The following is a 21,015-nucleotide window of genomic DNA, read 5'->3' as shown; positions in this document are numbered from 1 at the left end:
GCCCTTGCGGCGCCCTCCGGGCGGGGCCATCTCGCCTGTCTCGACCCTCTCGCGTGCTTTGAAGGAAAGGAAGCCTATGCGCCGTGTTGTCGTAACCGGAATGGGCATCGTCTCGTCCATAGGCAACTCCACCCAGGAGGTGCTGGCCTCCCTGCGCGAGGGCAAGAGCGGCATCCGCCGGGCCGATGCCTATGCCGAGCTCGGCTTCCGCAGCCAGGTGCACGGCGCGCCGCAGCTCGATGCCAGCGAGGTGGTCGACCGCCGCGCCATGCGCTTCCATGGCGGCGGCACGGCGTGGAACCACGTTGCCATGGATCAGGCGATCCGCGACGCGGGGCTCGAAGAGCACGAGATTTCCAACGAGCGCACCGGGCTCATCATGGGCTCGGGAGGTTCTTCCACCCGCACCATCGTTGAGGCGGCGGACATCACGCGCAAGAACACCAGCCCGAAGCGCGTCGGCCCCTTCGCCGTGCCGAAGGCGATGGGTTCGACCGCCTCGGCCACGCTGTCGACCTGGTTCAAGATCAAGGGGTTGAGCTATTCCATCTCGGCCGCGTGCGCGACGACCAATATCTGCATCGGCAATGCCGCCGAGATGATCCAGTACGGCAAGCAGGACATCATGTTCGCTGGCGGCTGCGAGGATCTCGACTGGACGCTGTCCTGCCTGTTCGACGCCATGGGCGCCATGTCGTCGGACTATAATGACCGCCCGGCAGTCGCCTCGCGCCCCTATGACAAGAACCGCGACGGTTTCGTCATTTCCGGCGGTGCGGGCGTGCTGGTGCTGGAAGAGCTGGAGCATGCCAAGGCGCGCGGCGCGCGCATCTATGCCGAGATCGTCGGCTATGGCGCCACCTCGGACGGCGCCGACATGGTCGCCCCGTCCGGCGAGGGCGCGGCCCGCGCGATGAAGCTGGCGCTGTCCGGCGTGAAGGGTGGCATCGACTATATCAACCCGCACGCCACCTCGACGCCGATCGGCGATCTCAAGGAGATCGAGGCGATCCGCGCCGTGTTCGGCGCTCACGCGCCGCCGATTTCGGCCACCAAGTCGCTCACCGGCCATTCCCAGGGCGCGACCGGCGTGCATGAGGCGATCTACTCGATCCTGATGATGCAGAACGGCTTCATCGCGGCGAGCGCGCATATTGACGAAATCGACCCGGCTTTCGCCGATATGCCGATCGTGCGCGAGCGCGTCGACAATGCGCGGCTGGAGCGGGTGCTTTCCAACGGCTTCGGCTTCGGCGGGGCCAATGCGGTGCTGGTGTTCCAGCACCCGGAGTCGTGATCGAGGCGGCGGGGCGGAAGGAACCACACGTATGAGCCTTACGCAGGGCACTCTCCCCCAGGGCAACCTGATGCAGGGGAAGCGCGGCCTCATCATGGGCGTCGCAAACGACCATTCCATCGCCTGGGGCATCGCCCGCACGCTGGCGGCGCACGGGGCGGAACTCGCCTTCACCTATCAGGGCGAGGCACTGGGGCGCCGCGTGAAGCCGCTGGCCGAGAGCCTCGGCAGCGACACGCTGCTCGCCTGTGATGTCGAGGATCTCGCCTCAGTCGACGCGCTTTTCGCGGCGCTGAAGGAGAAGTGGGGCAAGCTCGACTTCCTCGTCCACGCCATCGGCTTTTCCGACAAGAACGAGCTGAAGGGCCTCTACGCCGACACCACCCGGGCGAATTTCACCCGCACCATGGTGATTTCCTGCTTCTCCTTCACCGAAATCGCCAAGCGCGCCGCGCCGCTGATGACGGAGGGCGGCTCGCTGATCACGCTCACCTATGGCGGCTCCACCCGGGTGATGCCGAACTATAATGTGATGGGCGTCGCCAAGGCGGCGCTGGAGGCGAGCGTGCGCTACCTCGCCGCCGATTACGGCCCGCAGGGTGTGCGCGTGAACGCGATTTCCGCCGGGCCGATCCGCACGCTGGCGGGCGCCGGCATCGCCGATGCGCGGCTGATGTTCAACTACCAGAAGCGTCACGCCCCGCTGCGCCGCACCGTGTCGATCGACGAGGTCGGCGGCGCCGCCCTGTATCTGCTCTCGGACCTCTCCACCGGCGTGACCGGCGAGGTCCACTTCGTCGATTCCGGCTACAACATCATCTCGATGCCGCACCCGGACGCGCTGAAGACCATCGAGGATGCGGTCGAACGCGCGACCGGCGAGGCCGCCGAGTAGGCGCACGCGCCTCTCTTGATGATAAGAGGCCCGGCCATGCGCCGGGCCTTTGCGTTTCACGCCCGCAGCGCCACACGGTAGGGGTGGGCGGGATAGACGCCGAGAATCCGCACTTCCTTGGAGAAGAACGACAATTCCTCCAGCGCCAGCTTCAGGCCGGGGTCTTCCGGGTGGCCGTCGACATCCGCATAGAACTGGGTGGCGAAGAACTCGCCGTCGAGCTGGTAGGACTCCAGCTTGGTCATGTTCACGCCATTGGTGGCGAAGCCGCCCATCGCCTTGTACAGCGCCGCCGGCACGTTGCGCACCCGGAACACGAAGGTGGTGACGGTGGGCCCGTTATTGGCCGGCGCCCAGTCGCCATCCTTGGCGAGGATGACGAAGCGCGTGGTGTTGTGCGCCTCGTCCTCGATATTCTCCGCGATGATGTCGAGCCCGTAGATTTCCGCCGCGAGGCGCGAGGCGATGGCCGCGCGGCTCGGATCCTGCGCTTCCGCCACCAGCCGTGCCGAGCCGGCGGTGTCGGCGCCGACAATGGCCTTCAGCCCCAGCTTGCGGATGATGTTGCGGCACTGGCCGAGCGCCATCACATGGCTTTCCGCCGATTTCACCGTCGCCAGCGTGGCGCCGGGAATGGCCATCAACTGGTGCGAGAGCGGCAGGAAGAACTCGCCGATGATGGTGAGGCCCGAGGTCGGCATCAAATGGTGGATGTCCGCCACCCGCCCGGCGACGGAATTCTCGATCGGGATCATGCCGAGATCGGCCTCGCCATTCTGCAGCGCGGCGAAAGCGTCCTCGAAGGTGGCGCAGGGCACCGCCTCATGCCCGGGATAGACCTCGCGGCAGGCAATGTGCGAATTCGCGCCCGGCTCGCCCTGGAAGACGATGGTGCGGCGGGTCGTCATGGAGATGTCCTTCACAGTGATTCGGCCGCCAGCATGCGGCGTGCCTTTTCCAGATCGTCCGGCGTGTCGACGCCGAGCGGCACCGTGTCGACGATGGCGATGTCGATCCGCATGCCGGCTTCCAGCGCGCGTAGCTGTTCGAGCTTCTCGCGGCTCTCCAGCGGGGAGGGCGGCAGCGCGACGAAGCGTTCGAGCGCGCGGCGGCGATAGGCGTAAAGGCCGATATGGTGGAACAGCGGCCCCTCGCCATGGGGCGCGGTGGCGCGGGTGAAATAGAGCGCGCGCAGCCGCGCGGGGCTGAGCGGGCTGCCCACCGCCTTCACCACATTCGGGTTGGTGCGCTCCGCCGGCTCGGTGATCTCGGCCGCCAGCGTGCCGATATCCACAGCCGGATCATCAAGCAGGTCGAGCGCGGCGCGGATCAGGGCGGGGTCGATCGTGGGCAGATCGCCCTGCACATTGACGATGCGCGCCACGCGCCCTTCCGGGTCGATAAGCTCCAGCGCCTCGAAGATTCGGTCCGAGCCGCTGGCATGGTCGGCGCGGGTCATGGCGACGTCGAATCCGGCCCTGTCCACCGCGACGCGCACGCCGTCATCGTCAGTCGCCACCACCACACGGCCGATGCCCGCCGCGGCGGAACGCCGCGCCACCTCGACGATCATCGGGCGGCCTCCGAGATCGGCGAGCGGCTTTCCCGGCAGCCGGGTCGAAGCCATGCGGGCTGGAATAAGAATAACTGTGTCCTGCGCGGACATTTCTGTGACCTGTCATCATGCTGGGCGGTGCCGGGCGCCCCTCTCAGAGTGGCGAAACGTAGCACCGAAGCGCGCTTATACGGGTTGCACGTCAACCGTCAAAATGATTAGTTCCCGCGCGCCATTGGCGGTCGCAAGCGAGCGCTGATACATTGCGCGCGGGGTATCGGCAGGCCAGCCGGATGGTCGCGGTGCCGGGTGAGGGAGCGAATATTTCGATGGACAGCTACGAGCTGAACAAGGTTGCTGGTGCGGTCCTGGGCGTGCTGACGTTCACGCTCGGTCTGAATGTGTTCGCGGACATTCTTTTCTCCAGCCATGGGCCGGAGAAGGCCGGCTATGAGATCGCCGTGCAGGAAGAACTGACGGGCGAGGCGCAGGCGGCGCCGGCCGAGGTTCCTCTCGCTCAGCTTCTCGCCGCGGCCAGCCCGGAGAAGGGCGCCGCCCAGGCCAAGAAGTGCGCCGCCTGCCACAATTTCGTGGAAGGCGCCGGCGCCAAGGTCGGCCCGGATCTTTATGCCGTCGTCGGCCGCCCGATCGGTAGCGTGGACGGCTTCGCCTATTCCGCCGCGATGAAGGCGCATGGCGGCGACTGGACCTTCGAAAATCTCAACGACTTCATCAAGAGCCCGAAGACCGACATTCCCGGCACGGCGATGGGCTTCGCCGGCATCGCCAAGGATACGGACCGCGCCGATCTGATCGCCTATCTCAACACGCTTTCGCACAACCCGCTGCCGCTGCCCTCGCCGGACGCGACGCCGGCGGCTGCCGAGCCGGCGGCGACCCAGCCGGCCTCGGGCGAGACGGGTGGCAATGTCCCGCCTCCGGCTGGCCCGGCCGCGCCCGCGACCACGGTTCCGGCGCCGGAGCCGGCGGCTCCCGCCGCTCCCGCGCCGGCGGAAACGCCAGCCCCCGCCGCGACCGAGACTCCGGCCGCGCCCGCGACCCCGGCTCCCGCGACCGAAACCCCCGCGGCGCCGGCTCCCGCGACCGAAACCCCGGCCGCGCCGGCTCCTGCGGAAAGCACCCCGGCCCAGCCCGCGCCGGCGACGCCCGCCACGCCCTGAGGCGGGCGCCCGCACGGGCGAGGATTTCACGATCACGTCAGGCCGGCGGCGCTTTGCGTCGCCGGCCTTATTCTTTTCCGGACAGCCTCTTCTTATTCGCCGCGACTGTTCATAATCGAGGCGAGGGCCCCCGCGGTCCCCGCGTCCAACGTGCCAGAGGGATGTATGCGCATGACCTGTCTCCGCCGCTCCGACCATCCCGCCGTCTCGGGCCGGCGCCCCCCGGCCCGGAGCGGCCCGATGGTCCGGTCGCTCGCCCTTGTCCTGCTCGGCCTCGGCTTGGCCGGTCCGGCGCTGGCGCAGGAGACGGCGCCCGCCACGCCGGCGGCGCAGGGCACGGGTGAGTGGAAGCACGGTCTTTCGCTGATGGGTGAGCCGAAATACCCGGCCGGCTTCACGCATTTCGACTATGTGAACCCCGACGCGCCGAAGACCGGCCTGGTGCGTCAGTCGGTCGACGGCACCTTCGATTCGCTGAACGACATCATCCCGCGCGGCACGCCGGCGGCGGGGCTGCACCTCATCTACGACACGCTGATGAGCGCCGCCTTTGACGAGGTGGCGACCGATTACGGCCTCATCGCCGAGAGCGTGCGCTATCCCGCCGACTTCTCCTCCGTCACCTACCGGCTGCGGCCGGAGGCGAAATGGCATGACGGCCAGCCGATCACGCCCGAGGACGTGGTGTGGTCGTTCGAGCAGATGACCAAGAACAATCCCCGGCAGGCCTATTACTACAGCCATGTGAAGGGGGCCGCCGTCACCGGCGAGCGCGAGGTGACTTTCACCTTCGACCAGGCCGGCAACCGCGAACTGCCGCAGATCGTCGGCCAGCTCCGCATCATGCCCAAGCACTGGTGGACGGCGAACGGCCCGGACGGCAAGCCGCGCGACATCAGCCAGGGCACGCTGGAAATCCCGCTCGGCTCCGGCGCTTATAAAGTGAAGCAGGTGCAGCCCGGCCGCTCCATCTCCTTCGAGCGCGTGCCGGATTATTGGGGCAAGGACCTGCCGGTGAATATCGGCATCAACAATTTCGCCGAGCAACGCTTCGAATATTTCCGCGACTCGACGGTGGAGTTGGAAGCCTTCAAGGGCGACCAGTACGATTTCCGCATCGAGTCCTCGGCCAAGGATTGGGCCACCGCCTATAATTTCCCGGCGGTGAAGGAGGGCAAGGTCATCCTCGAGGAGTTCGCCAACCGCTCCTTCGGCTCGATGCAGGCCTTCATCCCCAATCTGCGGCGCGACAAGTTCCAGGACCAGCGGGTGCGCCGCGCGCTGAACTATGCGCTGGATTTCGAAGGCATGAACCGCACCCTGTTCTTCGGCCAGTACAAACGCACGTCGAGCTATTTCCAGAACACCGAACTCGCCTCCTCCGGCCTGCCGACCGGCAAGGAGCTGGAAATACTGGAAAGCGTGCGCGACAAGATTCCCGAGAGTGTCTTCACCAAGCCCTATGAGAACCCGCCCTCCGGCAGCGAGGGCATCCGCCGTTCCAACCTGCGTGAGGCGGCGCAATTGCTGCGCGCGGCGGGCTATGAGGTGAAGGACGGCAAGCTGGTGAACGCCAAGGGCGAGCCTTTCACCCTGGAAATCCTGATCTCGAATCCGGCCTTTGAGCGCGTCGCGCTGTTCTACAAGCCGTCGCTGGAGCGGCTCGGCATCGCCGTCACCGTGCGGCAGGTCGATACCTCGCAATATATCAACCGGCTGCGCGCCCGCGATTACGACATGATCGTCTCGGGCTGGGGCCAGTCGCTCTCGCCCGGCAATGAGCAGCGCGATTTCTGGGGATCTGCCGCCGCCGACCGCGAAGGATCGGGCAATTATGCCGGCATCAAGGACCCCGGCGTCGACGCGCTGATCGAGAAGGTGATCTACGCCAAGGACCGCGAGGAACTCGTCGCCGCCACCCATGCGCTCGACCGGGTGCTGCTGGCGCATGATTATGTGATCCCGAGTTGGACCTACCCCAACACCCGCACCGCGCGCTGGAACCGGTTCAGCCATCCCGAGAAGATGCCGGAATATGGCAGCGACGCCTTCCCGACCATCTGGTGGTGGGATGCGCAGAAGGCAGCCAAGACCGGTGCGGCGCGATGAGCGGGCGGGAGACCCGCCGGGAGCGGGCGCCGTCATCGCGGCCGGAGGCGAAGCCGGAGAGCCGGGATCGTCTTCCCGGTCGACCGTCTTCGGCGCGCGATCCCGGATCGGCCGTTCCGGCCGTCCGGGAGGACGGCGGTACCCTCTCCCGCCGCATGCTTCTGACCCTTGCCGCCGGCGCCTCTGTTGTGCCGTGGCTGGGCCGCCAGAGTGCGGCGCAAGAAACCGCACTCCCGGCCGGCGCACCTGCGGCTGCCAGCGTGCCCACCCTCGGGCCGGAACGCCACGGCCTCTCCATCTTCGGCGATCTCAAATATCCCGCCGATTTCACCCATTTCGACTATGTCGATCCGGCCGCACCCCAGGGAGGCACCTTCTCGCAGGTCGGCCCCACGGCGGTGTTCAACCAGTCCTTCCTGACCTTCAATTCGCTCAATGGCTACATCCTGAAGGGCGATGGCGCGCAGGGCATCGCGCTGATCTTCGACGCGCTCATGGCCCGCGCCTATGACGAGCCGGATGCGCTCTACGGGCTGGTGGCGCAGAGCGTCGCCGTGTCCGACGACGGCATGACCTACCGCTTTCGCCTGCGCCCGCAGGCCCGCTTTCATGACGGCTCGAAACTCACCGCCGCGGATGTCGCCTTCTCGCTCACCTTGCTGAAAGAGAAGGGGCACCCCGTCATCGCGCAGAATCTGCGCGACATGGCGAGCGCGCAGGCGGAAGGCGAGGAGATCGCCGTGCTGCGCTTCGCGCCGGGGCGGGCGCGCGATGTGCCGCTATTCGCCGCTTCGCTGCCGATCTTCTCCAAGGCCTATTACAGCGCCCATGCCTTCGACGCGAGCACGCTGGAGCCGCCGCTCGGCTCCGGCCCCTACAAGGTCGGGCGCTTCGAGCCCGGGCGCTACATCGAATATGAGCGCGTCGCCAATTATTGGGGCAACGAACTGCCGGTGAATGTCGGCGTGAACAATTTTGACGTGCTGCGCTACGAATATTTCCGCGACCGTGAGGTCGGGTTCGAGGCATTCAAGGCCCGCACCTACCTGTTCCGCCAGGAATTCACCGCCCGCACCTGGGCGACGGGATATGATTTCCCGGCGCTGAACGAGGGCAAGGTGAAGCGCGAAATCCTGCCCGACCGCACGCCGTCGGGCGCGCAGGGCTGGTTTCTCAATCTGCGCCGGCCGAAATTCGCCGATCCGCGCGTGCGCGAGGCGCTGTCCTATGCCTTCGATTTCGAATGGACCAACAAGAACCTGATGTTCGACGCCTATAAGCGCACGACGTCGTTCTTCGAGAATTCCGACCTGGAAGCGGAGGGCCCGGCCGGCCCGGATGAGGTGGCGCTGATCGAGCGTATCAGCAACCGGCTCACGCCGGAGGACATCGCCGTGCTCAAGGCGCCGCCCTGGAGCCCGCCGGTTTCCGACGGGTCCGGGCAGGACCGGGCGCTGCTGCGCCGGGGCACGCAATTGTTGCGGGAGGCGGGCTGGACCATCAAGGGCGGCCGGCTGGTGGACCCGCAGGGCGACGGGCTGACCATCGAATTTCTCGACGACGAGAACGGGCTGGAACGCCACACCGCGCCCTTCATCAAGAACCTCAAACTGCTGGGCATCGAGGCGCATTTCCGCCTCGTCGATTCCCCGCAATATCAGCGCCGGCTCAACGATTTCGATTTCGACACCACGGTGCGTCGCTTCTCCATGTCGACCGTGCCGGGCGAATCGCTGCGCAATTATTTCGGCTCGGCAGCGGCCTCCATTCCCGGGTCCAACAACCTGTCCGGCATCGCCGACCCGATCGTCGACCTGCTGATCGAGGAAGTGATCGCGGCCCCGACGCGCGACCAGTTGCGCACCGCCTGCCGCGTGCTGGACCGGCGCCTGCGGGCCGGGCGCTACTGGGTGCCGCAATGGTATTCGGCCGAGTTCCGCATCGCCTTCTGGGACGAGTTCGGCTGGCCAAGCGCGCCGCGCCCGACCTATGCCCGCGCCATACCGGATCTGTGGTGGGGGCGCACGAGGTCGGCGGGGTGATCAAGCCGACCTGCCGGGGGGCGCCGCGGGGGGACTCGGGTGCCCGGCCGCCTGCATGAACGGACGTTAAGTTGACGCGGCCCCGGCCGCCCGCCACCTTGAACCTGCCTCGCGGAGAAACCCGACCGAATGCTCGCCTATATCGTCCGACGCCTCGCGCTGATGGTACCGACCGTGATCGGCATCATGCTGATCTCCTTCGTGGTGGTGCAGTTCGCCCCCGGCGGGCCGGTGGAACGGGTCATCGCCGAACTGACCGGGCAGGGCAGTTCCGCCACCGCCCGCATTTCCGGCGGCGGCGGCGATTTCGGCGGCATGCAGCAGAGCGCGCCGGGGGGCGACCCGGTCTCCTCGAAATATCGCGGCGCGCAGGGGCTGGACCCCGCCTTCATCAAGGATCTGGAACGGCAATTCGGCTTCGACAAGCCGGCGCATGAGCGCTTCTTCAAGATGATGTGGGACTATGCCCGCTTCGATTTCGGGCGGTCCTATTTCCGCGACGTTTCGGTGATCGACCTCATCATCGAGAAAATGCCGGTGTCGATCTCGCTCGGCCTGTGGATGACGCTGATCACCTATACGATCTCCATCCCGCTCGGCATCGCCAAGGCGGTGCGCGATGGCTCGCGCTTCGATGTGTGGACCTCGGCGGTCATCATCATCGGCTATGCCATTCCGAGCTTCCTGTTCGCCATCCTGCTCATCATCCTGTTTGCGGGCGGCTCGTTCTTCTCCTGGTTTCCATTGCGCGGGCTCACCTCCGACAATTGGGACCAGCTCTCGCTCGGCGCCAAGATTCTCGATTATTTCTGGCACCTCGCCTTGCCCATCACCGCCATGGTGCTCGGCGCCTTCGCCACCATGGCGCTGCTGACCAAGAACTCGTTCCTGGACGAGATCCGCAAACAATATGTCGTCACCGCGCGGATGAAGGGGCTGTCGGAGCGGGCGGTGCTGTACCGCCATGTGTTCCGCAACGCCATGCTCATCATCATCGCCGGCTTCCCCAGCGCCTTCGTGGCGGCGTTCTTCTCCGGCTCGCTGCTCATCGAGACCATCTTTTCGCTCGACGGCCTCGGCCTGCTCGGCTTTGAAAGCGTATTGAACCGCGACTACCCCGTCGTCTTCGCCAATCTCTACATCTTCTCGCTGGTCGGGCTGGTGGTGAACCTCATTTCCGACCTCACCTATACCTGGGTCGATCCGCGTATCGACTTCGAGACGCGGGACGTGTGAGCATGGACGCGACCCCCGCCACCCGGCCGGACACTCTCGCCGCTCCGCCGTCGCCCCGTCGCCCCTTTCTGTCGCCGCTCAACCAGCGCCGCTGGAGCAATTTCAAGCGCAACCGGCGTGGCTGGTGGAGCTTCTGGATCTTCTCCGTGCTGTTCATCCTCAGCCTCGGGGCGGAGTTCATCGCCAACGACAAGCCTTTCCTGATCGAATATGACGGCGGTTACTACTTCCCCGGGCTGGTCGCCTATCCCGAAACGACCTTCGGCGGCGATTTCGAGACCGAGGCCGATTACCGCGATCCCTATCTGCAGGATCTGATCCGGGAAAAGGGCGGCTGGATGATCTGGCCGCCGATCCGCTATTCCTATTCCACCCACAATCTCGATCTGCCGACCCCCGCGCCCTCGCCGCCGACCTGGATGCTCACCGAGGCGCAATGCGCGCCGGTGGTGGAGCGGCTCGGCCTCACCGGCGGCTGCGCGGCGCTGGAATGGAACTGGCTCGGCACCGACGATCAGGGCCGCGACGTGCTCGCCCGGCTGATCTACGGCTTCCGGCTGTCGGTGCTGTTCGGGCTGATCCTCACCATCATCTCGTCGGTCATCGGCGTCGCCGCCGGGGCGGTGCAGGGCTATTTCGGCGGCTGGACCGACCTCATCTTCCAGCGCTTCATCGAGATATGGACCTCGATACCCGCGCTCTATCTGCTGCTGATCATCTCCTCCATCCTCGCCCCCGGCTTCTGGGTGCTCCTCGGTATTCTCCTGTTGTTCTCCTGGGTGTCGCTGGTCGGGCTGGTGCGGGCGGAATTCCTGCGCGCGCGCAATTTCGAGTATGTGCAGGCGGCGCGGGCGCTTGGCGTTTCCAACGCGGTGCTGATGTGGCGGCACATGCTGCCGAACGCGATGGTGGCGACGCTGACCATGCTGCCCTTCATCGTCTCCTCCTCGGTGATGACGCTGACCGCGCTGGACTTTCTCGGCTTCGGCCTGCCGCCCGGCTCGCCCTCGCTCGGCGAATTGCTGGCGCAGGGCAAGGCGAATGTTCAGGCGCCCTGGCTCGGCCTCACCGGCTTCTTCACCGTCGCGGTGATGCTGAGCCTCTTGATCTTCATCGGCGAAGCCGTGCGCGACGCCTTCGACCCGCGCAAGACCTTCCAGTGAGGGGCGTGGTAGGATGGAAGGCGAAGGAGCAGGAACGATGAACAAGATCGTCGACAACTATCCCGTCGAAAGACTTCCTGCCGACCTACGAGAAGGGCTGGAGCGGACTGGGCGAGTCCGGTTGATTATCGAAGCGGTCTCGCCGCCGGACGCATCGGATGAGCGCCTGAAGGAACTTCTCGAACTCGCGGGTCGGGTTTCCCCGATCGGTGACGACCCGGTGGCCCGCATCAGAAAGTTGAGAGATGAGTGGGACTGAGCGCCGTTCGTCTCCACGAATCTATTGGGATACCAATGTTTTCATCGAGACGTTCGAAGGGCCTTCCCACCGTCGCGCCGGGCTGACAGCGTTGCTCCTCTCCGGATGGCGTGCTCCGCAGCCCATTTTCGCGACGAGCGAGCTGACATTGGCGGAGTTGCTTGTTGCACCGATCGAGGCGCGCAACGATGAACTCATTCAGCTTTACGAAAGCTGGACCCTGCCGAACCGGCACATGGATGTCGTTCCGGTGAGTCGGTCGATACTGCGCAATGCAGCTCTGTTGAGAGCTCTGAATAAGTCGCTCAAGCTTCCTGATGCCATACATTTGGCGTCTGCCAAGGCGGCGCGGTGTGCGCAATTCCTGACGTGCGAGCGGCGCTTGAATGGTGATTACGGTGTCGAGGTGCTCGTCCTCACCGACGACGTTCTAGATGAACTAGGGAGGAGATATCCCTTTGCCCCCATCTGATCCCCTTCTCTCCGTCCGTGACCTCTCCGTCGCCTTCGCCCAGGGCGGGCGGTCGACGCTGGCGGTCGACCGCGTGTCCTTCGATGTGCGCCGGGGCGAGACGGTGGCGCTGGTTGGGGAAAGCGGCTCCGGCAAGTCGGTCACCGCGCTCTCCATCCTCAAGCTGCTGCACTACCCCGCCGCCAGCCATCCCTCCGGCGAGGTCGTCTTCCAGGGCGAGAATCTGCTCGCCCTCGACGAGAACGCCATCCGCCGGGTGCGTGGCAACGACATCACCATGGTGTTCCAGGAGCCGATGAGCTCGCTCAACCCGCTGCACACGGTGGAGCAGCAGATCGCCGAGATCCTGTTCCTGCATCGCGGCATGCGCGGGCCGGCAGCGCGGGCGCGGGTGATCGAACTGCTCACCGAAGTCGGCATTCCCGAGCCGGAAACGCGGCTCGGCTCCTATCCGCACCAGCTCTCCGGCGGTCAGCGCCAGCGGGTGATGATCGCCATGGCGCTCGCCAATGAGCCGCAACTGCTTATCGCCGACGAGCCGACCACCGCGCTGGATGTCACCGTACAGGCGCAGATCCTCAAGCTGCTGAAAGAATTGCAGCGCCGGCTCGGCATGGCGATGCTGTTCATCACCCATGATCTCGGCATCGTGCGCAAGATCGCCGACCGGGTCTGCGTGATGAATCACGGCCGCATCGTCGAGGAGGGCGGGGTGGCCGAACTGTTCGCCCAGCCCCGCCATCCCTATACGCAGGCGCTCATCGCCGCCCAGCCACGCGGCAACCCGGCCGCACCGCACCCGGAAGCCCCCATCGTGCTGGAGACAAGTAGGCTCAAGGTCTGGTTCCCGATCAAGGCCGGGGTGATGCGCCGCACCGTCGGCCATATCAAGGCGGTCGACGGCATCTCGGTGGAGATCCGCCGCGGCGAGACGCTGGGCGTGGTGGGCGAGAGCGGCTCGGGCAAGACGACGCTCGGCCTCGCTTTGCTGCGGCTGATTTCCAGCGACGGCCCGATCGTGTTCATGGGCGATCCCATCGACAAGCTCGGCTTCCGGCAGATGCGGGCGCGCCGGCAGGCCATGCAGGTGGTGTTTCAGGATCCGTTCGGCTCGCTCAGCCCGCGCATGTCGGTCGCCGACATCATTGGCGAGGGGCTGCGGGTGCATCAGCCCGGGCTCTCGGCCGAAGAGCGGGACGCCCGCGTCGTCGCCGCGCTCGGCGATGTCGGGCTCGATCCCGAGGCCCGGCACCGCTACCCCCACGAGTTCTCCGGCGGCCAGCGCCAGCGCATCGCCATTGCCCGCGCCATCGTGCTGGAGCCCTCCTTCATCGTGCTGGACGAGCCGACCAGCGCGCTGGACATGATCGTCCAGGCGCAGATCGTCGACCTGCTGCGCGATCTGCAGGAGAAGCGCGGCCTCACCTATCTGTTCATCAGCCATGATCTGCGCGTGGTCGCGGCGCTCGCCTCGCGGGTGATGGTGATGAAAGGCGGGGTGGTGGTGGAAGAAGGCCCCGCCACCGAGCTGTTCGCCCGGCCGAAGACGGAGTACACCCGCGCCCTGTTCGCCGCGGCTTTCGACATGGAGGCGGCGCCTCTATGAGTGTCGACGCCAAGGCCGGGCGCGCGAGCCTCGGCGAGCTCGCGGACCGCGCCATCGCCCTCGATCTGACGGTGCCGGAAAGCGTCGGCGCGGGTTTCCGGCCCTATCACCGCTTCATCGCCACCTTCGAGGGAGCGGGCGGTGCGCCGCTGCGCCAGCGGCGGGACATTCTGCGCGTCGGGCCGGTGGTCGGCGTGCTGGCCTATGATCCGGCGGCGGCCTGCTTCGTGCTGATCCGCCAGTTCCGCCTCGGCGCGCATCTCGCGACCGGCGCCGGGGAGCTTGTGGAGATCACCGCCGGCATCATGGATGCGGGAGAGGAGCCGGAAGCCGCCGCCCGCCGCGAATGCAGGGAGGAAATCGGCGTCGCCCCGCGCGCCTTGCTGCCCATCACCCGCTTTCTCCCCACGCCCGGCGTGACGGACGAGTTCGCCACCGTCTATCTCGGCCTGGTCGATTCCACCGCCGTGCCCGATGTGGCGGGAGAACCTGGCGAGACCGAGCTGACGCGGCCCTTCCTGCTGCCGGTGGACGCGGCGCTGGCCGGTCTTTCCGCGCCGTTTCCGGCGCCCTTCGCCAATGGCTTCGTGCTGATCGCGCTGCAATGGTTCGCGCTCAACCGGGCGCGGGTGGACGCCTTCGTCGCGGCGAACGGTTAGAGCATTTCACTGTTTCATGGAAACAGTGAAATGCTCTAACTCTTTCTTTTGTCGCGTTTTCTTCACGCGAACCGGTATCCACTTCGCTCGAAAACGCTCTAAAGACGGCGGACGCTGCGCAGCTTTGTGCCACTGGCCGCGATGCGCGTGAGCGCGGTGTCCAGCGGTTCGCGCACCACGGACATGAAATGCGCGGTGGCGTGGAGCAGGGTCGCGCCCCCCGCGACAAGGCCGACATGGCCCGGCCAATACAGCAGGTCGCCGCGCCGGAGTTCGCCGAGGTCGCCGGAAAAGGCGACGGGTACCCCGAGCGCGGCTTCCTGCATGTCGGTATCGCGCGGGCAGGGGATGCCGCAGGCGGTGAGCGCCGCCTGCACGAGGCCGGAACAGTCAAGCCCCAGGCTTGAGCGCCCGCCCCAGAGATAGGCGGCGCCGAGGAAGCGGGCCGCCACCGCGACGACATCCGCCTCGAAGCTGTCGAGCGGGGCGAGATGGGCGGCGAAGATGAAGCCGCCATCCTCCGTCACCGCGAAGCGCTCGCGCGTCTCGACGATGGCGACATGGCTGCCGAAAGACAGAAGTTCGCGCGGCGGCAGCTTGATCGAGGCGCCGGGAAAGACCGGGGTTCGCAGCGCCGCCACCTTGTGCGTCGGCGCCGGCCCCGCCGGGACGAGTGCCCCGGCCGGGAGCCAGCCGACATAGCCATCCGCATCGAGCTGGCCCCAGGCCCAGCCCTCGTCGGTGGTCTCGTAGACGGTCACGCTCTCGCCTGATAGCGCCTCCGTCACCAGTGGCGCCATAGGGTCCGGCGTCGCGCGTACCGGCGCGGTGGGGCGGCGCGTGCGGTGCGTCACCCCGTCGACATAGCGCGCTGCCGGCACCACGCCGTCGAGATGGCGCGCGGCAAGGTCGGGCCGGGCGGGGGTGAGACGGGGATCGAAGGTCACAGGACGCTCCTGCGCGAGGTGAGGCGAGGTTCAGCGTGGCAGGCCGCGCGCGGTGGCCACGACGAGATCGCCGAGCCGCTCCAGAAACAGCGCCCCTTCGACGGTGCGCTGGATGATGACATTGCGCCGGTCCGCCTCGTCGCGCCGGCGCGACACCAGCCGCAACTGGCCCATCGTGTCGAGCGCGCGGGTGATGACGGGCTTGGTCACGCCGAGCCGGGCGGCGAGGCCGCGCACCGTGTGCGGCGGCGCTTCCAGATAGACGCTGAGCAGGATGGCAAGCTGGCGCGGGCTGAGATCGGGCGCGTCGTCGCGCACCTGCGCGAGGGACAGCTCGTGCAGGAGACGCAACGCCTGCGATGGACGCAGCTCGACCGCCATTGGCCTGTCCCCGGTCCGCAATCGTTACGGTTGCGGATTGTTTCCCGGACTATGGCGGTTCGGCGACCAAGAAACCATTAACACCCGCGCGAGCGGGGGCGTTTGGCTGACCTTTCGTCAGCCATAGCGCTCCGCCAGCAGCGCGTCGAGCGCGCGGATGGTCTGGGCCTCGCCGCCTTCGGGGCGGCCGGCGCGGGAGGAGGGGTTCCAGGCGAAGATGTCGAGATGCAGCCAGGAGCCGGCGCGGGCGACGAAGCGCTGCAGGAACAGCGCGGCGGTGATCGAGCCGGCGAAGCCGCCGGCTGGCGCGTTGTTGAGATCGGCGATCTTGCTGTCGAGCATGGAGGCATAGGGCTGCCACAGCGGCATCCGCCAGCAGGGGTCGGCCTCCGCCGCGCCGTGCCGGGCGAGATCGGCGGCGAGGGTGTCGTCGTCCGTATAGGCCGGCGGCAGTTGCGGGCCGAGCGCGACACGCGCCGCACCGGTGAGCGTGGCGAAATCGACCAGCAGTTCCGGGGCTTCCTCATCGGCGAGGCTCAGCGCATCGGCGAGGATCAGCCGGCCTTCGGCATCGGTGTTGCCGATCTCGACGGTGAGGCCCTTGCGCGAGGCGAACACGTCGCCGGGGCGGAAGGCGGAGCCGTCAATGGCGTTCTCCACCGCCGCCACGATGAGGCGCAGCCGCAGCTTGAGCCCGCGCGCCATGATCATCTGCGCGAGGCCGATGGCGTTAGCGGCGCCGCCCATGTCCTTCTTCATCAGCAGCATGCCGCTCGACGGCTTGATGTCGAGCCCGCCCGTGTCGAAGGCGACGCCCTTGCCGACCAGCGTGACCTTGGGCGCGCCGGGATCGCCCCAGGCGAGGTCGATCAGGCGCGGCGCGCGCGGCGAGGCGCGGCCGACCGCATGGATCAGCGGAAAATTGGCGGCGAGCAGATCGTCGCCCGTCGTCACCTTCACCTGCCCGCCGAAACGCGAGGCGAGGGTGCGCACCGCCGCCTCGATCTCGGCCGGTCCGAGGTCGTTGGCCGGGGTGTTGACGAGGTCGCGGGTGAGCGTCACCGCCTCGGCGGTACGGCGCAGAGCGGTCTCGTCGGTTCCCTCCGGCACCACGAGACGCACATCGGCCACGGGGCGCTTGCCGTAGCGGGTGAAGCGATAACCGCCGAGCAGAAAGCCGAGCGCGGCAAGCCGGGGGTCGGCGGGCGGATGGGCGATGACATAGTCGCCCGCCGGCAGCGCGGTCGCCAGCTTGCCGAAGCTGAGCGGGTCGCGCGGCGTGCCTTCGCAGCCGAACAGGATTCCGGCGATCGCCCCATCCGCCGAGGGCAGCACCAGCAGCGCGCCGCTCTCCGCCTTGAAGCCGGTCGCCTCGCCGAAGGAGAGCGCCGGGGCGGGCAGCCCGCTCGCCACCTCGCGCCAGTTCTGCGGGGTGACGCACCAGATCGGGCGGGGGGAGCGGGCCTCGTCGGCACGGATCAACTGGGCGCCCATTCGGCTCAGGCCTCTTGTCTCGGTTCAGGCGACGGCGAGTTCGAACGCGCCGTTCTCGATGAGATAGACCGCCCCCTGGCGTACCGGCAGCTCGACCGCCTGGGCCGGCGGCATGCCGGCGAAGGCGTGCAGCATGGCCCGCACCACGCCGCCATGCGTGACGACGACGCTGTCGCCCGGCAATTCGGCGATAGCGTCCAGCACCCGGGTGGAGAGGGCGGCGTAGCTCTCTCCGCCGGGCGGGGTGAAGTTCCAGGGATCGGCGTCGCGCGCGGCGAGGCTCACGGGATCGCGCCGACGCAGCTCCGGCCAGGTCGAGCCCTCCCAGCGGCCGAAGCTGATTTCGCGCAACCGCGCGTCGCGGCGGAAGGCATCGGGCGACAGGCCGAGTTCCGCACGCAGGATCGCCATGGTCTGGGCGGCGCGGCTGAGCGGGCTCGCGACGAAGTCGAGATGACGCGCCCCGCCGCTCAGGCGTTCCACCACCCGCGCCGTTTCCGCCGCCTGCTCGCGCCCGAGATCATTGAGCGGGATGTCGTTCGTGCCCTGCAGGCGGCCGGCGAGGTTCCAGTCGGTCTCGCCGTGCCGCACCAGAAAGATCCGCCGGGTCATTTGGACGGCAGGCTCACGACATGGGTGTAGCTGATCCGCTTGAACGGATAGGACACGCGCAGCGTCGCGGTGGCGCCGGCGGGGGCGCGGCCCTTGGCGGTGACGAGCACACCGCCGACCGTGCGGCCGAGGCAGCGATGCGAGCCGCCGTCGACGCCGGTGGCGGTGAACTTGCCGATGCTGAAATTGAGCTTCACGCCGGGCGGAGCGGACAGCACCTTCACCTGCGGGGCCTGGGTCATCTGACACAGCGAATCGGCCGAGCCGGCGGCGAACAGCACCGCGCCCTGCCGCCCGCCGGTGAGAAAGCCGCGGCGGTCGCGGTCGTTCTGTCCGTCGCTCGGGCTGACATAGCCGGGGAAGATGGCGCCGCCGAAGCCGAAAATGCGGTCGAGCAGCGGATATTGCTGGAAGGTCGGCGGCACGCCGCTGTCCTGCGCGTCCGGCGGGGGAATATAGGGCAGGTTCGAGAGCCCCGAGCCCGGCGGCGGATTGATGATGATCGGGCCGGACTGCGCCGCCGCCGGGCCGAGGCCGGCCGCCGCCAGCAGAAGGGCGGCGGCGAGGCGGGTTCGGGCGCGCGAATTCAGAAGCGTCTTCAGGCGGGCCTTCATCATGGCGCGTGCTCCGCTGGGGGGATCGGCTCAGTCGCGTTCGAGGGTGAGGTCGGGCGCGTCGGGGTTCTTCATGCCGACAATATGGTAGCCGGCGTCGACATGGTGCACCTCGCCGGTGACGGCGCGGCCGAGATCGGAGAGCAGGTACATGCCGGTATCGCCGACCTCGTCGATGGTGACGGTACGGCGCAGCGGGGCGTTCAGCTCGTTCCACTTGAGAATGTAGCGGAAATCGCCGATGCCGGAAGCCGCCAGCGTCTTGATCGGACCGGCGGAGATGGCGTTGACGCGGATGTTTTTCGGGCCGAGATCGGCGGCGAGGTAGCGCACGCTCGCCTCCAGCGCGGCCTTGGCGACGCCCATCACATTGTAATGCGGCATCCACTTCTCGGCGCCGTAATAGGTCAGCGTCAGCATCGAGCCGCCATTGGTCATCAGCTTCTCGGCGCGCTGGGCGACGGCGGTGAAGCTGTAGCAGGAGATCAGCATGGTCTTGCTGAAATTCTCCGCCGTGGTGTCGACATAGCGCCCGTCGAGCTCGTTCTTGTCCGAGAAGGCGATGGCGTGGACCAGAAAGTCCAGCCCGCCGAGCTGGCGCTCGGTCTCGGCGAACACCGCGTCGATGGTCGCGGGGTCGGTGACATCGCAATGGCCGACAATGGCGGCGTCGAGTTCGGCGGCGAGAGGCTCCACGCGCTTGCGCAGCGGTTCGCCCTGATAGGTGAGGGCAAGCGTCGCCCCCTGCGCGCGGGCCGCCTTCGCGATGCCCCAGGCGATGGAGCGATTATTCGCCACTCCCATCACCAGGCCGCGCTTGCCGCTCATCAATCCGCCCGATGCCATGCTCGTCACGATGCTCCGTACCGTTGCCCGTCTTTCCGGGCGCAGGTTCCTATCGCACAGCAGCAAGAACCGCTCAAGCGAGCGGTGGCGCGCGGCCCGTTTCCGTCGCGGAGATGGCTCAGGAAGTAGCGTCGCGGCGGCGGCGCATCAGGTCCTCAAGCTGCGGGTCCGGCGCGTCGGGCAACATGATGCGCATGGTCGCCAGCAGGTCGCCCGCGCCGCCCTCCGCCTTTGGCAGCCCCTTGCCGCGCAGGCGGAAGGTACGGCCCGACTGGGTGTGGGCCGGTACGGAAAGCGACACCTCGCCGCCGAGCGTCGGCACCCGCACCTTGCCGCCGAGCACCGCGTCGGCGAGCGGCAGCGCCACATCGGTGCGCAGATCCGATCCCTCGATGCGGAAATGCCGGTGCGGCGCATAGGCGACCACCACATAGGCGTCACCCGGTGCCCCACCGAACGGGCTCGGCTCGCCCTGGCCTTTCAGCCGCATGCGATGGCCTTCGACCGCCCCGGCCGGGATCTTCACTTCGACGGTGCGGCCATTGGGCAGATGGACCTTGACCGATCCGCCCTCGACGATGCGCTCCAGCGCCACCGGCACGGTGATGTCGACATCGCCGCCGCGCGGCATCTCGCCGCCGGCGCCGCGCGCCCGGCCGCGCCCGCCGAGCCCGCCGAGAATGTCGGCGATCACATCGTCGAAGCCCCCGGCATCGTGCGGGCCATGGCCGGAGCGGCGCGCGCCTTCCGGACCGAAGGAGAAGCTCTCATAGGCCGCGTCCCCCGGCGGGGGGCGGCGGAATCCGCGATTGAAGCCGCCGCCGGGGAAGCCTTCGAAGCCGCGCGGCTTGCCTTCCGCGTCGATCTCGCCGCGGTCGAACTGCGCGCGCTTCTCCGGGTCGGAGAGAATCTCGTGGGCGGCGTTCAGTTCGGCAAACTGCTCCTGCGCCTTCGGGCTGTCCTTGTTGGCGTCCGGATGCAGCTTCTTGGCGAGCTTGCGGAAGGCCCGCTTGATGTCGTTCTGGTCGGCGGAGCGGGCAACGCCGAGAATGTCATAGGGATCGCGCATGTATGGTAATCTCGTCCGGCGGTTCCGGCTCCCTTGCATGTAGGGAGGGTGTTGCGGGGATGCAACGGCCGGCGCGCGCGGAGTTGGCGGCGCGTGGCGGATTCAAGTGCGGTCGAGCAGGCGGGCCTGATCCACCTTCCATCCGCTCTTGCCGGAACGGCAGGCCTCGCCCTGCAGCCAGTCCTCGCGGCTGTCGCGCACGAAGCTCATCAGGAATTCGCGGCATTTTCCGCCGTCGCCGATTTCGCCGAGCGGGGTCACCGTGCCGCGGGTGGCGCTGGCCAGGTTCTCCCACGGCACGCTCGGCGCCGCGTCCTTCTCGTGCAGCGCCTCGGCGAGGGCGGTGCGGGCGGCGGCCCAGTCGTCGGGGGCGATGCCCTTCGGCACCGGCTCGCGGGCATAGGCGCTCGCCGGCACCGAGCCGGTGGCCAGCGTATCGAGATCAGGGCCGGTAGAGCAGCCGCCGACAAGCAGGGCTACACCGACCAAAGTGAGCACGCGGGGTGCTGGGCGGAAGGATGCCGGGAGCGTATATGGAAGGCGCGCGCCGCTCCGTTCGCGCATTGCCTGCTCCCGCC

The 21,015-nt window shown here is 67.6% G+C and carries 21 protein-coding genes; 11 read left to right on the top strand and 10 right to left on the bottom strand.

Annotated elements, in window-relative coordinates; all coding sequences use genetic code 11:
- Nucleotides 1–76: 76 nt before the first annotated feature.
- Nucleotides 77–1,297, top strand: a complete 1,221-nt coding sequence (gene fabB, locus AAC979_RS13210) for a beta-ketoacyl-ACP synthase I (protein ID WP_371347339.1) — start codon at nt 77–79, stop codon at nt 1,295–1,297.
- 31 nt (nt 1,298–1,328) lie between these two features.
- The gene (gene fabI / locus AAC979_RS13205; RefSeq protein ID WP_371347338.1) at nt 1,329–2,192 is read left to right on the top strand and encodes an enoyl-ACP reductase FabI; all 864 of its coding nucleotides are present in this window, start codon (nt 1,329–1,331) and stop codon (nt 2,190–2,192) included.
- A 56-nt stretch (nt 2,193–2,248) separates the two neighbouring features.
- Here fabI (AAC979_RS13205) and AAC979_RS13200 read toward each other — a convergent pair whose 3' ends face one another.
- Both AAC979_RS13200 and AAC979_RS13195 read right to left on the bottom strand, forming a co-directional pair.
- Nucleotides 2,249–3,100 carry a prephenate dehydratase gene (locus AAC979_RS13200; protein ID WP_371347337.1) on the bottom strand — a complete coding sequence of 284 codons (852 nt, stop codon included), beginning with the start codon at nt 3,098–3,100 and terminating at the stop codon, nt 2,249–2,251.
- An 11-nt stretch (nt 3,101–3,111) separates the two neighbouring features.
- Nucleotides 3,112–3,858, bottom strand: a complete 747-nt coding sequence (locus AAC979_RS13195) for a 3-deoxy-manno-octulosonate cytidylyltransferase (RefSeq protein WP_371347336.1) — start codon at nt 3,856–3,858, stop codon at nt 3,112–3,114.
- 218 nt (nt 3,859–4,076) lie between these two features.
- Between AAC979_RS13195 and AAC979_RS13190 the strand changes: the two genes are divergently transcribed.
- From AAC979_RS13190 to AAC979_RS13150, 9 genes are all read left to right on the top strand, one after another.
- Complete coding sequence (locus AAC979_RS13190) at nt 4,077–4,928, top strand: cytochrome c family protein (RefSeq protein WP_371347335.1); 852 nt, start codon at nt 4,077–4,079, stop codon at nt 4,926–4,928.
- Between the two features lie 240 nt (nt 4,929–5,168).
- Entirely contained in the window at nt 5,169–7,037 is a 1,869-nt protein-coding gene (locus AAC979_RS13185) for an extracellular solute-binding protein (RefSeq protein ID WP_371347334.1), read from the top strand.
- Between the two features lie 155 nt (nt 7,038–7,192).
- Nucleotides 7,193–9,079: an extracellular solute-binding protein gene (locus tag AAC979_RS13180; protein ID WP_371347333.1), complete on the top strand. Its 1,887-nt coding sequence runs from the start codon at nt 7,193–7,195 to the stop codon at nt 9,077–9,079.
- Between the two features lie 129 nt (nt 9,080–9,208).
- The gene (locus AAC979_RS13175) at nt 9,209–10,315 is read left to right on the top strand and encodes a microcin C ABC transporter permease YejB (RefSeq protein WP_371347332.1); all 1,107 of its coding nucleotides are present in this window, start codon (nt 9,209–9,211) and stop codon (nt 10,313–10,315) included.
- A gap of 2 nt (nt 10,316–10,317) precedes the next feature.
- On the top strand, nt 10,318–11,478 hold the full coding sequence (locus AAC979_RS13170; protein WP_371347331.1) for an ABC transporter permease: 1,161 nt from the start codon (nt 10,318–10,320) through the stop codon (nt 11,476–11,478).
- Between the two features lie 37 nt (nt 11,479–11,515).
- A complete protein-coding gene (locus AAC979_RS13165; RefSeq protein ID WP_371347330.1) occupies nt 11,516–11,737 on the top strand; it encodes a hypothetical protein in 222 nt (73 codons plus the stop codon).
- A complete protein-coding gene (locus AAC979_RS13160) occupies nt 11,724–12,209 on the top strand; it encodes a type II toxin-antitoxin system VapC family toxin (RefSeq protein WP_371347329.1) in 486 nt (161 codons plus the stop codon). The genes AAC979_RS13165 and AAC979_RS13160 overlap by 14 nt, the downstream gene beginning before the upstream one ends.
- On the top strand, nt 12,196–13,815 hold the full coding sequence (locus AAC979_RS13155) for an ABC transporter ATP-binding protein (RefSeq protein WP_371347328.1): 1,620 nt from the start codon (nt 12,196–12,198) through the stop codon (nt 13,813–13,815). The genes AAC979_RS13160 and AAC979_RS13155 overlap by 14 nt, the downstream gene beginning before the upstream one ends.
- Entirely contained in the window at nt 13,812–14,474 is a 663-nt protein-coding gene (locus tag AAC979_RS13150; RefSeq protein ID WP_371347327.1) for an NUDIX domain-containing protein, read from the top strand. Before AAC979_RS13155 ends, AAC979_RS13150 begins: the two co-directional genes overlap by 4 nt.
- 98 nt (nt 14,475–14,572) lie before the next feature.
- Here the strand turns inward: AAC979_RS13150 and AAC979_RS13145 are convergent, their stop codons facing one another.
- The 8 genes from AAC979_RS13145 to AAC979_RS13110 all read right to left on the bottom strand — a co-directional run bounded on the left by AAC979_RS13145 (nt 14,573) and on the right by AAC979_RS13110 (nt 20,935).
- Nucleotides 14,573–15,421, bottom strand: a complete 849-nt coding sequence (locus AAC979_RS13145) for a C40 family peptidase (protein WP_371347326.1) — start codon at nt 15,419–15,421, stop codon at nt 14,573–14,575.
- Between the two features lie 30 nt (nt 15,422–15,451).
- Nucleotides 15,452–15,802, bottom strand: a complete 351-nt coding sequence (locus AAC979_RS13140) for a MarR family transcriptional regulator (protein ID WP_371347325.1) — start codon at nt 15,800–15,802, stop codon at nt 15,452–15,454.
- 117 nt (nt 15,803–15,919) lie between these two features.
- Nucleotides 15,920–17,296, bottom strand: coding sequence for a M17 family metallopeptidase (locus AAC979_RS13135; protein WP_371347324.1), 1,377 nt, complete (start codon nt 17,294–17,296; stop codon nt 15,920–15,922).
- A gap of 24 nt (nt 17,297–17,320) precedes the next feature.
- Nucleotides 17,321–17,908, bottom strand: coding sequence for a histidine phosphatase family protein (locus AAC979_RS13130; protein ID WP_371347323.1), 588 nt, complete (start codon nt 17,906–17,908; stop codon nt 17,321–17,323).
- Nucleotides 17,905–18,525 carry a hypothetical protein gene (locus tag AAC979_RS13125; RefSeq protein ID WP_371347322.1) on the bottom strand — a complete coding sequence of 207 codons (621 nt, stop codon included), beginning with the start codon at nt 18,523–18,525 and terminating at the stop codon, nt 17,905–17,907. Before AAC979_RS13125 ends, AAC979_RS13130 begins: the two co-directional genes overlap by 4 nt.
- Nucleotides 18,526–18,552: 27 nt before the next feature.
- Nucleotides 18,553–19,368 carry an enoyl-ACP reductase FabI gene (fabI, locus tag AAC979_RS13120; RefSeq protein ID WP_371349054.1) on the bottom strand — a complete coding sequence of 272 codons (816 nt, stop codon included), beginning with the start codon at nt 19,366–19,368 and terminating at the stop codon, nt 18,553–18,555.
- 118 nt (nt 19,369–19,486) lie between these two features.
- On the bottom strand, nt 19,487–20,437 hold the full coding sequence (locus AAC979_RS13115) for a DnaJ C-terminal domain-containing protein (protein ID WP_371347321.1): 951 nt from the start codon (nt 20,435–20,437) through the stop codon (nt 19,487–19,489).
- Between the two features lie 102 nt (nt 20,438–20,539).
- Nucleotides 20,540–20,935 (bottom strand): RT0821/Lpp0805 family surface protein, encoded by a 396-nt coding sequence (locus AAC979_RS13110; protein ID WP_371347320.1) that lies wholly within the window; start codon nt 20,933–20,935, stop codon nt 20,540–20,542.
- Between the last annotated feature and the right edge of the window lie 80 nt (nt 20,936–21,015).

It is taken from the genome of Ancylobacter sp. IITR112 (genome assembly GCF_041415945.1).
Classification (GTDB): Bacteria; Pseudomonadota; Alphaproteobacteria; order Rhizobiales; family Xanthobacteraceae; genus Ancylobacter.
The sequence above is the reverse complement of the archived record's forward strand: the minus strand, read 5'-3'. Positions and strand labels throughout refer to the sequence as shown.

Bases quoted from the DNA above. Each gene is read 5' to 3' on its own strand.
- AAC979_RS13180 (WP_371347333.1), top strand. From the start codon at position 7,193: ATGCTTCTGACCCTTGCCGCCGGCGCCTCTGTTGTGCCGTGGCTGGGC.
- AAC979_RS13165 (WP_371347330.1), top strand. From the start codon at position 11,516: ATGAACAAGATCGTCGACAACTATCCCGTCGAAAGACTTCCTGCCGAC.
- AAC979_RS13170 (WP_371347331.1), top strand. From the start codon at position 10,318: ATGGACGCGACCCCCGCCACCCGGCCGGACACTCTCGCCGCTCCGCCG.
- fabI (WP_371349054.1), bottom strand. From the start codon at position 19,368: ATGGCATCGGGCGGATTGATGAGCGGCAAGCGCGGCCTGGTGATGGGA.
- AAC979_RS13185 (WP_371347334.1), top strand. From the start codon at position 5,169: ATGGTCCGGTCGCTCGCCCTTGTCCTGCTCGGCCTCGGCTTGGCCGGT.
- AAC979_RS13190 (WP_371347335.1), top strand. From the start codon at position 4,077: ATGGACAGCTACGAGCTGAACAAGGTTGCTGGTGCGGTCCTGGGCGTG.
- AAC979_RS13130 (WP_371347323.1), bottom strand. From the start codon at position 17,908: ATGACCCGGCGGATCTTTCTGGTGCGGCACGGCGAGACCGACTGGAAC.
- AAC979_RS13140 (WP_371347325.1), bottom strand. From the start codon at position 15,802: ATGGCGGTCGAGCTGCGTCCATCGCAGGCGTTGCGTCTCCTGCACGAG.
- AAC979_RS13175 (WP_371347332.1), top strand. From the start codon at position 9,209: ATGCTCGCCTATATCGTCCGACGCCTCGCGCTGATGGTACCGACCGTG.
- AAC979_RS13150 (WP_371347327.1), top strand. From the start codon at position 13,812: ATGAGTGTCGACGCCAAGGCCGGGCGCGCGAGCCTCGGCGAGCTCGCG.
- AAC979_RS13200 (WP_371347337.1), bottom strand. From the start codon at position 3,100: ATGACGACCCGCCGCACCATCGTCTTCCAGGGCGAGCCGGGCGCGAAT.
- AAC979_RS13125 (WP_371347322.1), bottom strand. From the start codon at position 18,525: ATGATGAAGGCCCGCCTGAAGACGCTTCTGAATTCGCGCGCCCGAACC.
- AAC979_RS13135 (WP_371347324.1), bottom strand. From the start codon at position 17,296: ATGGGCGCCCAGTTGATCCGTGCCGACGAGGCCCGCTCCCCCCGCCCG.
- fabB (WP_371347339.1), top strand. From the start codon at position 77: ATGCGCCGTGTTGTCGTAACCGGAATGGGCATCGTCTCGTCCATAGGC.
- AAC979_RS13195 (WP_371347336.1), bottom strand. From the start codon at position 3,858: ATGTCCGCGCAGGACACAGTTATTCTTATTCCAGCCCGCATGGCTTCG.
- fabI (WP_371347338.1), top strand. From the start codon at position 1,329: ATGAGCCTTACGCAGGGCACTCTCCCCCAGGGCAACCTGATGCAGGGG.
- AAC979_RS13115 (WP_371347321.1), bottom strand. From the start codon at position 20,437: ATGCGCGATCCCTATGACATTCTCGGCGTTGCCCGCTCCGCCGACCAG.
- AAC979_RS13160 (WP_371347329.1), top strand. From the start codon at position 11,724: ATGAGTGGGACTGAGCGCCGTTCGTCTCCACGAATCTATTGGGATACC.